The organism is Streptosporangium canum (genome assembly GCF_900113865.1).
Taxonomy (GTDB): Bacteria; Actinomycetota; Actinomycetes; order Streptosporangiales; family Streptosporangiaceae; genus Streptosporangium; species Streptosporangium canum.
The window spans coordinates 89144-103035 of record NZ_FOQY01000005.1; the positions used below are offsets into that span (position 1 = coordinate 89144).

Here is a 13892-nt window from a genome sequence, read left to right on the forward strand (position 1 = left end):
TTCCTCAGTTTCCCCGGCTCCACGACGCCGCGATCTGCCCGGCTATCCGGACGTTTCCTCGTACGGCGGCCAGGTTCGCCTCAAGCGAGGCGCCGTCGGTGCCCCTCACCAGGTACTCCAGGAGGAACGGGGTGATGGCCTGGCCGGTGATCCTCTCCCGGTCGGCGGCGGCCAGGGCCTCGGCCAGGACCCGGTCGTGCAGGGCGGGGTCGAGCTGCTCGGCCACCGGCACCGGGTTGGCCACGATCAGCGCGGTCTCCGGGCCGCCGAGCGCGTCCTGGGCCCGCATGATGTCGGCGGCCTCGGCCGGGGTCTCGATCCGCCAGTCGATCGGCTCGCCGGAGGTGTGCAGGTAGAAGCCGGGGAACTCGTCGGTGCGGAAGCCCGCGACGCTGACCTCGCGGGTCTCCAGCCGCTGCAGGGTGCCCGGGACGTCCAGAATGGACTTCACGCCCGCGCAGACCACGGTGATGCGGGTACGGCTCAGCATGTCGAGATCGGCGGACTCGTCCTGGCTCTCGGTCCACCCGCGGTGCACGCCGCCGAGACCGCCGGTGGCGAAGATCCGGATACCCGCGCGGGCGGCCAGGAACGAGGTCGCCGAGACCGTGGTCGCCCCGCTGGCCTTCAGCGCGGCGGCGGCGGGCAGGTCGCGGAAGCCCAGCTTGCGCAGGCCGGACTCGGTGGCGATCCGCTTGAGCTCACGCTGGTCCAGGCCGACGTGCGCGACGCCGTCCAGCACCGCGATCGTCGCCGGCACCGCCCCCGCCTCACGGACGATCTCCTCCAGCTCCAGCGCGACCTCGAGGTTACGGGGCTGGGGCAGGCCGTGCGAGATGATCGTGGACTCGAGTGCCACGACCGGGGCGCCCTGCGCCAGTGCCTCGGCCACCTCGTCGGAGGGCCGGAGCACGTTGTCGATGGGCTGCTGGGTGGTACGCATGAGCGGGTTCTGTCTCCTCGTCCGGACCGATGGTCACCCTGTTGGAACGATGTAAACGGGTTTCCCTGGTTCAAAGGTGCACGTTACGGGGGTTGTCAGGAGACGTCCACTTGAAGATCAGCCGATGATGACCACACCCAGCAGTGAGATCACGCCGATGACCGCCGTGGCCACTCCGCCCAGCAGCAGGGACCGCCCGCCGCGTACCAGTTCCCTGAGGTTGACGCCTGTCCCCAGGCCGAAGAGTGCGGCTGCGAGTAACACTCCTGTCACCTCGGGTAGCGCCTGGGTGACCTCGGCGGGGACCAGGCCCGTGCTCCGCGCGATCATCATGGTGAGGAATCCCGTCACGAACAGGGGCATCACCGGCGGGCGCCGCCCGGCCCCCGCCGTGTCCCCCGGCCCGCCCGCGTCCCCTGACGTGTCCGCGTCCCCCGACGTGGCCGCGCCTCCCGCTGTGCCCGGCGTGCCCGCGACGCCGCCTTCCGTGACCGCGGTCCGGGGAGCCTCGGGCGGCCGGGTCGCCGTGCCGCGCCGCAGCGTGACGGAGGTCAGTGCCACGATCGGGGCCAGCAGGACGACCCGGGCCAGCTTGACCACCACCGCGCTCGCCAGCACCCCCGCCCCGGCGGCCGCGCCGATGGCCGCCACCTGGGCGACCTCGTGGACCGACGCGCCGGCCCACACGCCGAACTGGTGCGGCGTCAGACCGAGAAGCCGCGCGAGCAGCGGCAGCGCGACGATCGTGGCGCTGCCGTACAGGACGACCACGCTGATCGCGCTCGCCACGTCGTCGTCGTCGCTGCCGGCCACCTCGTGCATGGCGGCCACGGCCGCGGCCCCGCACACGGAGACCCCGGTCGCGATGAGCAGTGACCTGCGCGGGCTCACCCCGATCCGCCCGCCGATCCACCGCGTGGCGAGGAATGTGCCACCGGTGGCGGCGGCGATCACCATGAGCGCCCGCCAGCCGAGGGCCAGCACCTCCGGCAGGGCGATCTGCAGTCCGAGCAGCACGATCGCCAGGCGGAGCAGCCGCCGGCCCGCGAACCGCAGCCCCGGGCGGAGCGTCCGGTGGAATCCGCCGAGGTTGGTGAGCACGACCCCGCAGGCCACCGCGATGACGGCCGCGCTCATCCCGGGGACGGCCCGGCTCAGCGACGTCGACAGGACCACCGCGACGGCCGCCGTCCCCAGGCCGGGCGCGAGGGCGCGGAGCTCCGCCGCCGCCCGCCGTACCGGGCCGGGCCGGGGAGCGGCGCCCGGGGCATGCCTGTCCGTGGGGTGTTCGGAGGAGCCGGTGAACGGGAGGAAAGCCATGATTCGAGTGTTGCCGCAGGTCGGTGCGGCCAGTAGCCGTCATCTCCCTGGAAGGTCATAGCCTAGGGCTATGAGCGAGTTGCCCGATCTCGGGTCCCTGCGGTTGCTCGTCGACGTGGACCGCCTGGGCAGTCTCGGCCAGGCGGCCCGGGCGGCGGGCATCGCCCAGCCGTCGGCGAGCAAGCGGATCGCGCTGCTGGAGCGCCGCCTCGGGCTGCCCCTGCTGGAGCGCACCCCGCGCGGCTCCACCCTCACCCCGCAGGGCGTGATGGTCTCGGCCTGGGCCGCACAGGTGCTGGCGGCGGCCGAGGAGCTGATGCGCGGGGCGGAGGCGGTGCGGCACGGCCGGGCGGCCCACCTGCACATCGCGGCCAGCATGACGGTGGCCGAATACCTGCTGCCGCGCTGGCTGGGCGAACTGCAGAACCGGGAGCCTCAGGTCCAGGTCGGGCTGGACGTGCAGAACTCCGCCGAGGTGGCCAGGCTGGTCGGCGGCGGGATCGAGCTCGGCTTCGTGGAGGGGCCCTCGGTCCCGCCGGGGCTCGCCTCCCGGGTGGTGGCCACCGACCGGCTCGTCGTGGTCGTCGCCCCCGGCCACCCCTGGGCGCGCCGCCGTACGGCGCTGCTGGCCGCCGAGCTCGCCGCCACCCCGCTGGTCGTCCGCGAGCGAGGCTCCGGCACCCGCGAGACCCTGGACCTGGCGCTGAACGGCCACGCCGCCGCGGCCCCCCGGCTGGAGCTGGGGTCCAACGCCGCGGTCAAGGGCGCCGCGGGTGAGGGCGCCGCCCCCGCCGTGCTCAGCGGCTACGCCGTCGAGGCCGAGCTGGCCACCGGTCGGCTGGCGGAGGTCACCACCCGGGGGATCGACCTCGAACGCCGCCTGCGCGCGATCTGGCGGCGGGGCCGCACGCCCACCGGCCCCGCCGCGACCCTCCTGAAAATCACCCTGTCCACGGCCGCGAGCGAGCGGGGCCCCCGGACCGCTCCGGCCGCGGGCCGATCCGCACCATAGACCGATTTGTCGAGTTCGCTATATGGTGCGGCGCATGGTGTCGATTGACGTGTCATGTGTGCTCCGTCCAGATCCGCACTGGCAGACCGGCCTCTGACCCGGGCAGAGCCCCTCTCGCCCCGTCACGCCCGCACCTGACCCCTGGATGTCCCCGTGTCCCGTTCCCGTCATGACGCAGTGATCATCGGAGGCGGCCACAACGGCCTGGTCGCCGCCGCCTACCTCGCCCGCGCGGGCCGCAAGGTCCTCGTCCTGGAACGCCTCGGCCACGTCGGCGGCCTCGCCGTGTCGGCACAGGCCTTCCCCGGCGTCGACGCCCGGCTCTCGCGCTACTCCTACCTGGTCAGCCTGCTGCCCGCCAAGGTCGTGGCCGACCTCGGGATCAAGGTCGAGCTGCGCCGCCGCCGCTACGCCTCCTACACCCCCGCAGGGGACACCGGCCTGCTGGTGGACAACGGCGACGCCGGCCGCACCGCCGCCTCCTTCGCCCGGGTCACCGCAGGCACCGCCGAGCTGGAGGCGTGGCGGCGCTTCTACGCGATGACCGCCGACGTCGCCGAGCGGGTCGCGCCCACCCTGCTGGAGCCGCTCATGGACCGTGCGGCGATGCGGGACCTCGTCGGCGGGCAGGCGTGGCGGGAGCTGTTCGAACGGCCGATCGGCGAGGTCGTGGACGAGCGGTTCGCCGACGACACCGTGCGCGGCGTGGTGCTCACCGACGCCCTGATCGGCACCTTCGCCGACCCGTGCGACCAGGGCCTGCTGGCCAACCGCTGCCTGCTCTACCACGTGATCGGGGACGGGACCGGCGACTGGAACGTCCCGGTCGGCGGCATGGGCGCGGTGTCCGGAGCCCTGGCCGGAGCCGCGCGCGCGGCCGGAGCCGAGATCCTGACCGGAGCCGAGGTGGTCGCCGTCGACCCGTCGGGCGAGGTCACCTTCCGCGACGCGGACGGGGAGCACACGGTCCGGGGTGAGCGGATCCTGGCCAACGTGCCGCCCGCCGTGCTCGGCCGCCTGCTGGGAGCCGGTGAGCCGGCACCCGAGGGCGCCCAGCTCAAGGTGAACATGGTGCTGTCCAGGCTGCCCCGGCTCAGGGACCCCGACGTGGACCCGGTGGCGGCCTTCAGCGGCACGTTCCACATCAACGAGGGCCGCGACCAGCTCGCCCGCGCCTACGCGGAGGCGGCGGCCGGACGGATCCCGGAGCTGCCCCCGGCCGAGGTCTACTGCCACTCCCTCACCGACCCGTCCATCCTCGGCCCCGGCCTGCGCGACGCCGGAGCCCAGACGATGACCCTCTTCGGCCTCCACATGCCCGCCCGGCTGTTCCGCGAGGACCCGGCCGGGGCGCGTGAGGCCGCGCTGAGGGCCACGCTGGCCTCGGTCGACCGGGTGCTCGCCGAGCCGATCGAGGACTGCCTGCTGCGCGCCCCCGACGGACGCCCCTGCCTGGAGGCCAAGACGCCGGTCGACCTGGAGAACGAGGCGGGCCTGCCCGGCGGCCACATCTTCCACCGCGACCTGTCCTGGCCGTTCGGCGAGCCGGGGAAGTGGGGAGTGGAGACCGCCTTCGAGCGCATCCTGCTCTGCGGCGCGGGCGCCCGGCGCGGCGGCGGTGTCAGCGGCATCCCCGGCCACAACGCCGCGATGGCGCTGCTGTCCTGACCGCCGCGGGCCGGCACGGACATGGCCGAGGGCGTTCATGGGGTTCTCATGGTGAGGCTCTAGCGTTGGGGCATGGGTGACGGTGAGACGGCGCGGGTGCTGGTCGTGGACGACGAGCCCGCGCTCAGGGAGGCGCTGCAGAGCAGCCTGGAGTACGAGGGGTACCGGGTGGGCCTGGCCTCGGACGGGCTGGGCGCGCTGGAGATCCTGGAGCGCGAGCCGTACGAGCTGGTCCTGCTCGATGTGATGATGCCCCGGCTCGACGGGCTGACCACCTGCCGCAGGCTCCGGGCCGCCGGCAACCACGTGCCGGTGCTCATGCTCACCGCCCGCGACGCCGTGGGCGACCGGGTGTCGGGGCTGGACGCGGGGGCCGACGACTACCTGGTCAAACCGTTCGAGCTGGACGAGCTGCTGGCCAGGGTCAGGGCGCTGCTGCGGCGCAGCGCCCTGACCGCGCCCGCCGCGGCCGACGGCGGCGGCGTGCTCCGCTACGGCGACCTGCGGATGGACACCGCCAGCCGCGAGGTCACCCGCGCGGGCGAGCCGCTGGGGCTGACCAGGACCGAATACCTGCTGCTGGAGCTGTTGATGGTGCACCCCCGCCAGGTGCTCACCCGCGAGCAGATCCTCAGCGAGGTGTGGGGCTTCGACTTCGAGCCGTCCTCCAACTCGCTCGACGTCTACGTCATGTATCTGCGCCGCAAGACCGAGGCCGCCGGGCGGCCCCGGCTGATCCACACCGTCCGGGGCGTCGGCTACGTGCTGCGGAGCTCCCCTTGAGGGGGCGCCGCTCCCTGCGTTCCCGGCTCACGGCCCTGATCACGGTGGCGGTGGCCCTCGCCATCGCGGCCTGCGCCGGGACGTGCTGGCTGATCGTCCGCGACGAGCTCTACGACCAGGTGGACCGGACGCTCCAGGGCCACCCGAGGGGAGGGCCGCCCGGGGAGGGGCCGCCGAAGGAGCGGGACCTGTCCCGGGTCCTGGAGCTGTGCGCGGCCGGGCGGACGTCCCCGGCCGGCGGCGACGAGCTGCGCCCCTTCCTGTCCCTGGTGCAGGTGGTCTACCTGGACGGCCGGCAGTGCGTGCTCGGCCCGACGGCGGTCGTGGTGACCAGATCCGACAGGGCGGTGGCGGCGGGCGGTCCCGGTGCCGCCGAGCTGCGCAACGGCGTCACCGACGAGGGCGAACCGGTGCGGGTGCGGACCGCGAACGTCGCGCCCGGCGTCGCGATGATGGAGGCACGGTCGCTGACCCAGACCGAGTCGACGCTGACCTGGCTGGCCGGGATCCTGTCGGGGGTCGCCGCGCTCGGTGTCCTGGGTGCGGCCCTGGCGGGCCTGCTCATCTCCCGTACGGCGCTGCGCCCGGTCGGCCGCCTGACCGAGGCGGTGGAGCACGTCGCCAGGACCGAGGACCTGGCCACCAGGATCCCGGTCGAGGGCACCGACGAGATCGCCAGGCTCGGCGCCTCCTTCAACGCGATGACCAGCGCGCTGGCCGGGTCCCGGGAGCGCCAGCGGCGGCTGATCGCCGACGCGGGGCACGAGCTGCGCACCCCGCTCACCAGCCTGCGCACCAACATCGACCTGCTGCTGCGCAGCGAGAACACCGGCCGCCCGCTCGCCCCGGACCCCAAGCGCAGACTGCTGGGCAACCTCAAGGCCCAGTTCGAGGAGATGTCCACGCTGGTCGGGGACCTGCTCCAGCTCTCCCGCTCGGAGGACGAGCACGAGCCGTACGTCGAGGTGGCCTTCCACGACGTGGTCGAGTCGGCCGTGCGCCGGGCCCGGCTCCGCGCCCCCGAGACCCCGATGGAGGTCGGCCTCGGATCCTGGTACGTCCACGGGGATCAGGCCGCGCTGGAACGGGCGGTGGTGAACCTCCTGGACAACGCGGTGAAGTTCTCCGCGGGCCCGGTGGCCGTACGGCTGCGCGACGGTGAGCTGACCGTCCGGGACCGGGGGCCGGGCATCCCGCAGGACGAGCTGCCGTACGTGTTCGACCGCTTCTGGCGGTCCTCCTCCGCCCGGAGCATGCCCGGTTCCGGGCTGGGACTGGCCATCGTGGCGCAGGCCGTACGGGACGCCGGGGGAGAGGTCGCCCTGGAGAACGCCGTGGGCGGCGGGACCCTGGCCAGGATGCGCCTGCCGGGCTCCCCCCATCGGAGCTGAGAAGATCACCCGAAATTCCCTTATATCTAGTCATTTCCATGAGCCTCCGGCCATCCTGGAGGCTCTTCGGTTTTCTCACCGGCCGTTAACGATCGCCTCAGGATCACTCAAGATCCCCCGGCGAGCCTGAGGGCATGAGACATCCGAGTCGTCACTCATGGGGGGAAGCGTGAAGCAGTTGACGGCACCGCCACGCACCCGGCTGGTCGAGATCGTGGTCCCCGTGTACAACGAGCAGCGGGTGCTCGCCGAGAGCGTCCGCCGCCTCCACGCCTACCTCACCGGCACCTTCCCCTACGGCTTCCGCATCACGATCGCCGACAACGCCAGCACCGACGACACCTGGCGGATCGCCACCGACCTCGGCCGTGAGCTGTCCCACGTGCACGCCGTCCACCTGGACGCCAAGGGGCGGGGACGGGCGCTGCGCCGCGTCTGGTCCGAGAGCGACGCCGACGTGGTCAGCTACATGGACGTGGACCTGTCCACCGATCTGGACGCCTTCCTGCCGCTGGTGGCCCCGCTGCTGTCGGGCCACAGCGACCTGGCCATCGGCACCCGGCTGTCCAGGGGCGCCAACGTGGTCCGCGGGCCGAAGCGGGAGCTCATCTCGCGGTCCTACAACCTGCTGCTGCGCTCGGCGATGGGCGCCGGCTTCGCCGACGCCCAGTGCGGCTTCAAGGCCGCCCGCACCGAGATCGTCCAGGCGCTGCTCCCCGCGGTCGAGGACGAGGAGTGGTTCTTCGACACCGAGTTGCTGCTCCTCGCCGAGCGGCACGGCCTGCGCATCCACGAGGTGCCGGTCGACTGGGTGGACGACCCCGACAGCCGGGTGGACATCCTCAGGACGGCCACGGACGATCTGCGGGGGATGGCCAGGGTGGCGCGGAAGACCCTGTCGGGCGCGGCCCGGATCCCGGTGCCGCCACGTGTCCAGAAGGCCCGGCTGCCCACCGGCATGGCCCGGCAGCTCCCCAGTTTCGCCGTCATCGGCGTGATCAGCACCCTGGCGCACCTGGCCCTGTTCGTCACCCTGCGGCTGGCGGTGCCCGCCGTGGTCGCCAACGGCCTGGCCCTGCTCATCACCGCCGTCGCCAACACCGCCGCCAACCGCCGCTTCACCTTCGGCGTCACCGGCCGCGCCGGAGCCCTCCGCCACCAGCTCGAAGGCGGCCTGGCCTTCCTCATCGGCCTCCTGCTCAGCACCGGCGGCCTGGCCCTGCTCGGCCACCTCGCCCCCGGGGCCTCCACCGGCGTCGAGCTCGCCGCGGTCGTCGCCGCCAACGCCCTCGCCACGCTGGTCCGCTTCCTCCTGCTGCGCGTCTGGGTCTTCAACCCCCGCCGCGCGAAGGAGGGCCTCCGATGACCTCCCGCGTCCCCGGCCCATCCGTTCCCTCTCCCGCCGTACGGCGAGCGGTCCTCGGCGCGCCCGGCGACCCGCGCTGGGCGCGGCCCGGCCTGTGGGGGGTGCTCGCGCTGGCCGCGGTCCTCCACCTGTGGGCCCTCGGGCGCAACGGCTACGCCAACGACTACTACTCCGCCGCGATCCTGTCGGGCACCCAGAGCTGGAAGGCCTTCTTCTTTGGCGCCCTGGACGCCGGGTCGTTCATCACCGTGGACAAGCCCCCGTTCGCGCTGTGGACGATGGGGCTGCCGGCGAGGATCTTCGGGTTCGGGACGTGGAGCATGCTCCTGCCCCAGGCCCTCGCGGGCGTCGCCGCCGTCGCCGTGGTCCACTCGGCCGTACGGCGGGCGCTGCCCGGCACGCCGGGCCACGCCGCGGGGCTGCTCGCGGCCCTGGTGATGACGCTGACCCCGATCACGGTCGCGATCAACCGGGACAACAATCCCGACACCGTCCTCGTCCTGCTGCTGGTCCTGGCCGCCTGGTTCTGCCAGGAGGCGATCCGCACCGGCCGGACGCGCACGCTCGTCCTGTCGGCCGTCCTCGTCGGCCTGGCCTTCAACACCAAGATGCTCCAGGCCTATCTGGTGCTCCCGGCCTTCGCCCCGCTCTACCTGGCCATGGCCCCCGGCCCGGTGCTCCGCCGCCTCGGCCGCCTGCTCGCGGCGGGCGTCGCGCTGGTGGTCTCCAGCGGCTGGTGGATGGTGATCGTGGACCTGTGGCCCGCGTCCAGCCGCCCCTACATCGGCGGCAGCACCGACAACTCCGTCTGGGACCTGGTCATCGGCTACAACGGCCTCGGCCGGATCTTCGGCGCCGGCGGTGGCGGGCGCGGCGGCTTCGGCGGGGGAGGGGGCGGTTTCGGCGGCGAGTCCGGGGCCGGGCGCCTGTTCAACGACGTCATGGCCGGGCAGATCTCCTGGCTGCTGCCCTTCGCCGCGATCGCCCTGGCCGCCGGACTGGTCCTGGCCGGTGGCCGTTCCCTGCGCGGTACCCGCGTCGCCCTGCTGCTGTGGGGCGGCTGGCTCGCGGTCCACTACGTGGTGTTCAGCTTCTCCAGCGGCACCTTCCACCCCTACTACTCCACCGCCATGGCGCCGGCCGTCGCCGCCCTGACCGGTCTCGGCGGGGTGCTGCTGTGGCAGGCCTACCGGCAGTCCCGGACGTGGTCGTGGACGCTGCCGGCCGGCGTCGCGGTCACCGGGGCGTGGGCCTTCGTGGTGCTCCGCCGTACCCCGGACTTCGTACCCTGGCTGGCCTGGACGGTGGCCGCGGTGACGGTGGCCGCGGTGGCCGGGCTGGTCCTGGCCCGGCTCGGCCGGCGCCTCAGGCGGCGGATCGCGGTGGTCGCCCTGCTCGCCGGGCTGGTCGCGGGCCTCGCCGGTCCCGCCGCCTACGCCCTGACCCCGCTCGGCTCGGCCGTCAACGGCACCAATCCCACCGCGGGGCCCGCCGGCAGCGGCGGCTTCGGCGGCATGCGGGGGCCGGGCGGCTTCCCGGGCAGGCTCTCCGAGGGGGCCTCGGCCGGCTTCCCCGAGGGGTTCCCCGGCGATCTCCCGCAGGGGCTCCCCGGCGACGGCCGTGAGGCGGGCACGCCCGGCGGCACCCGGCGGGACGGGCCGGTGGGCATGCCCGGCGGGATGCGGGGCGGTCCCGGCGGGGCCGTGGACCACAAGACGATCGAGTATCTGACGAAGAACCGGGGCGGCGCGACCTGGCTGGTGGCGGTGGGAAGCGCGCAGAGCGCCTCGTCGATCATCCTCTCCACCCGTCTGCCCGTCATCGCCATGGGCGGCTTCACCGGCAGCGACCCCGCCATGACCGTGGACCGGCTCAAGGAGCTCGTCTCCTCCGGGCAGCTCAGGTATCTGATGCCGGGCGGCGGCCGGGGCGGCTTCGACGGTGGCGGCCCCGATGGTGGTGGCGGCTCCGAGGTGACCGCGTGGGCGCAGGCCAACTGCACCGCCGTCGCCCCCGCCGAGTACGGCGGCTCCGAGGAGGGCCAGTCCCTCTACCGCTGCGGCTGAACCCGGCCCCGCGGGGCTGAAGCCCATCCCCGCAGGGCCGGGTGGAACCCACCTGGCCCTGCGGGGTTCCACCCAATCCGAAGGTCGCCGGACCGCGCCGGCGCGGTCTCACGGCTGTAGTCTTGCGCCGTGCAAAGCGGAGGGGCGCGCGGCAGCCGCGCAGACCAGGCCGACCAGCGTCGCGCGGAGCTGCTCGAAGCCACCAGGCGGGTCGTGCTCGAACGGGGGCTGGCCAGCACCCGCGTCGCCGACATCGCCAAGGCGACCAACGTGAGCGGCGGCCTGATCCACTATCACTTCGCCACCAAGGACGATCTCATCACCGAGATGCTCCGCAGCACCAGCGAGTCGGAGGTCCAGCGGCTGAAGGAGATCGCCGCGGACCCGGGCACCGCCGTCGAGCGGCTGGATCGCGTCCTGCGCTTCTACATCCCGGCATCCCGGTCCGACCAGAGCTGGATCCTCTGGCTCGACGCCTGGGCCGTCGGGGTGCGCGAGGCGCACGTCCGGACCATCCTGCTGGAGCTGGAGGGCGCCTGGATCGAGATCCTCGCCGAGGTGATCGCGGGAGGCGTGAGCGGAGGCGAGTTCGTCTGCGACGACCCGCAGGGAGCGGCCGAGCGGATCGACGGCATGCTCGACGGCCTGGTGGTCCGCTACACCCTGCACGCCGGCAACATGTCCCGCGGCAGGCTCCTGCACCACGCCCGGGTCGCCGCCGCCCGCGAGGTCGGTCTCGACCCCGCGATCTTCCCCGCCTGAGCCTCCCGCGGATCGGCCGGCTCCGGCCTGAGGAGCCGTCTGGCCGCCCGCGGTCGTTGATCGCGACTCCGTGAAGGCGGGTGGCGCGAACTGCGCTATCGCGACCGCCCCAGGGATCCCCGCCAGCCGCTGCGCGAGCGAATCCCTGGTCAGGGCATTCGGCCGGGCCGGTGACGCTGGAGACATGGTTCATCGGGGAGAGCCCGCCGATCAGCAGTGGGAGATGATCAAGCCGCCCTTTCCGGCAGGCGGCTTGCCGGCCCGCCATAACAGTGCCGCCTTCACTGTGTGATCGACTGGCTGCGATAAGTTATGGATCATCGTTCGGAGGTCTTCCGACAACACGTCGCTCGGGCCCCGGCGTCGCGGAACGGCGGGCGTGACGGCTCACCGGACATCGCCACATCGCCGCGCACGGAGCACGGCACATGACAGGAGACGCGATGGACGACAGCTCTCTGCAGATCCGGCGGGGCGACAGGTTCGCCTTCGGCCGCAACTGGAACGCCTTCGTCGACCTCGTCGACGAAGGTCGCATCCACAGCGCGATCGGTTCGCTGCGAGCGGCCCTGGGCGTCGAGGACCTCGCCGGGCGCACCTTCGCCGACGTGGGCTGCGGCAGTGGCCTGTTCTCCCTCGCCGCGCATCGGCTGGGAGCGCGCGTGCACTCCTTCGACTTCGACGCCGAGGCGGTGGAATCCGCCGTGCGGCTGCGGCGTTCCTTCGCCCCCGACGCCGCCTGGACGATCGAGCGGGGATCGATCCTGGACGGCGACTACCTCGCGCGGCTGGGGACCTTCGACGTGGTCTACGCCTGGGGGGTCCTCCACCACACCGGGGCCATGTGGAGGGCCTTCGACGCCGCCGTCGAGCTCGTCGCCCCCGGTGGGCTGCTGTTCGTCGCGCTCTACAACGATCAGGGGCGGCAGAGCCGGATCTGGACGGCCGTGAAGCGGCGTTACAACCGGTCGGGCCCGGCGGTCCGCGGCGCCCTGATCGCCGGCAGCTCGGCCTACATCTATCGGGCCTGGCCTCTGCTCGAAATCGGGAGGCTGCTCAGCGGCGGCCCTCGCCGTACGGTCACCCGGGCACGTGGGATGTCACGCTGGCATGACATGATCGACTGGGTGGGCGGCTATCCGTTCGAGGTCTCCAAGCCCGAGCAGGTCATCGCCCGCGCCCACGCGCGCGATCTCAGCCTCCTCCACCTCAAGACGTGCGGGGGCGGACTCGGCTGCAACGAGTACGTGCTCCGGCGGCCGGGCAGGTCAGTCGGCGCGCAGGAGCCCGCGGACCCGGCGGGTGATCTCGTGCACCTCGGCGGCCCCCGGGATCAACCGCCGCAGGGGCATTCCCGCTGAGCGCGCGAACCAGATCACCTGGGTCGCGGCGAGCGCCGTGTAGGCGACCGTGGACGCCAGAGCGCACCCGGCGACGCCCATCCGGGGGATCAGCAGGATGTTCAGGGTGAGGTTCACCAGCAGTGCCGCGCCGTACATCAGCGAGGTGGCGATCGGCAGGTTGAGGCGGAGCAGGTAGGCCGCGGCCGGGCGCGCCGCGGCGGCGGCCGCCACACCCGGTGCGAGCACCAGCATCGGGGTGACGCATCCCCGGAAGGCCGGGCCGGTGGCGGCGATCACCAGGAACGGGCCCGCCAGGTAGAGCAGAGTGATCGACACTGTGGCGAGGACGACGGTGATCCGGATCGTCCGCGCCGTGTACGCCGCGGCCGTCTCCTGACTCGACTCCATCTGCCGGGGCAACGTGATCTGCACCACCGCGTCGGTCATGGCCCGCAGCAGCTCGGCCGGCGTCACCGCCATGGAGTAGATCCCCACCGCCGCCGGCGTGCTCATGGCGTTCAGGATCAGGACGTCGAGCCGGAGCAGCAGGAAGTGGCAGACAGAGCCCGGGTGGTAACGCAGCCCGCACGACAGCGTGCGGCGGACCAGTCGCCGGTCGTACGGGCGGCGGACGGGCAGGGGCGGCAGCAGCAACAGGAGGTTCGTCACGGCGGAGACGGTCCAGATGATCACCACCCACTCGACGGTGAGGCGCCCGAGAGACCCGAGAGCCACCAGCGCCGAGCATTGGAGGGCCGCCCCGGCCAGCGAGCCCCGGTTGACGACCCCGGTGCGGGCGTGCAGGACATGCACGTTGTTGACGTAGACGATCGCCATCATGACGGGCACCGCGGCCAGCCCCCAGACCACCGTGGAGCGGTCCGTGGCGGTACCGGGAAGGAACACGGCGGCGAACGCGGCCACGGCGGCCACCGTGCCCGCGGCGAGTCCCAGCCACAGGGCGTTCGCCGTGACCGCCGGCCGATTGCCCTCTTCCGCCCACAGAGTCGTCTGCGACTTCTCCACCGACAGGTTTCCCGCGGCCGTCGCCGTGGTCGCGATGGTGACGATCACCCAGTAGGCGCCGCGGTCGCCCGGTCCCAGAGCGCGGGCCACGATGACGCTGGTGAGGCCTCCGGCCACGACGAGTGTCAGGCGGGTCAGGAGCAGGTGGGCCAGGCGCGTGACGGTCGCGTCCCGTCCGCGCCCGGTCATGACGGGGGGAAGCGGCGGGGCGC

Annotated in this window: 11 protein-coding genes; 8 read left to right on the forward strand and 3 right to left on the reverse strand. The window is 73.2% G+C overall.

Annotated features, from left to right (window positions below):
• Positions 1–4 precede the first annotated feature (4 nt).
• Positions 5–943: a pseudouridine-5'-phosphate glycosidase gene (locus BM085_RS09205; protein WP_093886593.1), complete on the reverse strand. Its 939-nt coding sequence runs from the start codon at positions 941–943 to the stop codon at positions 5–7.
• Between the two features lie 117 nt (positions 944–1060).
• On the reverse strand, positions 1061–2263 hold the full coding sequence (locus BM085_RS09210) for a YeiH family protein (protein WP_093886594.1): 1203 nt from the start codon (positions 2261–2263) through the stop codon (positions 1061–1063).
• Positions 2264–2333: 70 nt separating this feature from the next.
• On the opposite strand from BM085_RS09210, the gene BM085_RS09215 reads away from it, so the two are divergent.
• From BM085_RS09215 to BM085_RS09250, 8 genes are all read left to right on the forward strand, one after another.
• Positions 2334–3275: a LysR family transcriptional regulator gene (locus BM085_RS09215; protein ID WP_093886595.1), complete on the forward strand. Its 942-nt coding sequence runs from the start codon at positions 2334–2336 to the stop codon at positions 3273–3275.
• Positions 3276–3452: 177 nt separating this feature from the next.
• Positions 3453–4943: a phytoene desaturase family protein gene (locus BM085_RS09220; protein ID WP_245789217.1), complete on the forward strand. Its 1491-nt coding sequence runs from the start codon at positions 3453–3455 to the stop codon at positions 4941–4943.
• A 72-nt stretch (positions 4944–5015) separates the two neighbouring features.
• Positions 5016–5726 carry a response regulator transcription factor gene (locus tag BM085_RS09225; RefSeq protein ID WP_093886597.1) on the forward strand — a complete coding sequence of 237 codons (711 nt, stop codon included), beginning with the start codon at positions 5016–5018 and terminating at the stop codon, positions 5724–5726.
• Positions 5723–7117 (forward strand): sensor histidine kinase, encoded by a 1395-nt coding sequence (locus tag BM085_RS09230; RefSeq protein WP_093886598.1) that lies wholly within the window; start codon positions 5723–5725, stop codon positions 7115–7117. The genes BM085_RS09225 and BM085_RS09230 overlap by 4 nt, the downstream gene beginning before the upstream one ends.
• A gap of 169 nt (positions 7118–7286) precedes the next feature.
• Entirely contained in the window at positions 7287–8483 is a 1197-nt protein-coding gene (locus BM085_RS09235; protein WP_425443261.1) for a bifunctional glycosyltransferase family 2/GtrA family protein, read from the forward strand.
• Positions 8480–10549 carry a glycosyltransferase family 39 protein gene (locus BM085_RS09240; RefSeq protein ID WP_093886600.1) on the forward strand — a complete coding sequence of 690 codons (2070 nt, stop codon included), beginning with the start codon at positions 8480–8482 and terminating at the stop codon, positions 10547–10549. Before BM085_RS09235 ends, BM085_RS09240 begins: the two co-directional genes overlap by 4 nt.
• Positions 10550–10678: 129 nt before the next feature.
• Positions 10679–11311, forward strand: a complete 633-nt coding sequence (locus BM085_RS09245) for a TetR/AcrR family transcriptional regulator (protein WP_093886601.1) — start codon at positions 10679–10681, stop codon at positions 11309–11311.
• A 443-nt stretch (positions 11312–11754) separates the two neighbouring features.
• A complete protein-coding gene (locus BM085_RS09250) occupies positions 11755–12672 on the forward strand; it encodes a class I SAM-dependent methyltransferase (RefSeq protein WP_093886602.1) in 918 nt (305 codons plus the stop codon).
• Here the strand turns inward: BM085_RS09250 and BM085_RS09255 are convergent.
• Positions 12580–13869 carry a lipopolysaccharide biosynthesis protein gene (locus tag BM085_RS09255; RefSeq protein WP_143120864.1) on the reverse strand — a complete coding sequence of 430 codons (1290 nt, stop codon included), beginning with the start codon at positions 13867–13869 and terminating at the stop codon, positions 12580–12582. The two genes, BM085_RS09250 and BM085_RS09255, sit on opposite strands and share 93 nt — an antisense overlap.
• Positions 13870–13892 lie beyond the last annotated feature (23 nt).

Coding starts and splice junctions, on each gene's coding strand:
- BM085_RS09205 (WP_093886593.1), bottom strand. CDS start 943: ATGCGTACCACCCAGCAGCCCATCGACAACGTGCTCCGGCCCTCCGAC.
- BM085_RS09210 (WP_093886594.1), bottom strand. CDS start 2,263: ATGGCTTTCCTCCCGTTCACCGGCTCCTCCGAACACCCCACGGACAGG.
- BM085_RS09215 (WP_093886595.1), top strand. CDS start 2,334: ATGAGCGAGTTGCCCGATCTCGGGTCCCTGCGGTTGCTCGTCGACGTG.
- BM085_RS09225 (WP_093886597.1), top strand. CDS start 5,016: ATGGGTGACGGTGAGACGGCGCGGGTGCTGGTCGTGGACGACGAGCCC.
- BM085_RS09240 (WP_093886600.1), top strand. CDS start 8,480: ATGACCTCCCGCGTCCCCGGCCCATCCGTTCCCTCTCCCGCCGTACGG.
- BM085_RS09250 (WP_093886602.1), top strand. CDS start 11,755: ATGGACGACAGCTCTCTGCAGATCCGGCGGGGCGACAGGTTCGCCTTC.
- BM085_RS09255 (WP_143120864.1), bottom strand. CDS start 13,869: ATGACCGGGCGCGGACGGGACGCGACCGTCACGCGCCTGGCCCACCTG.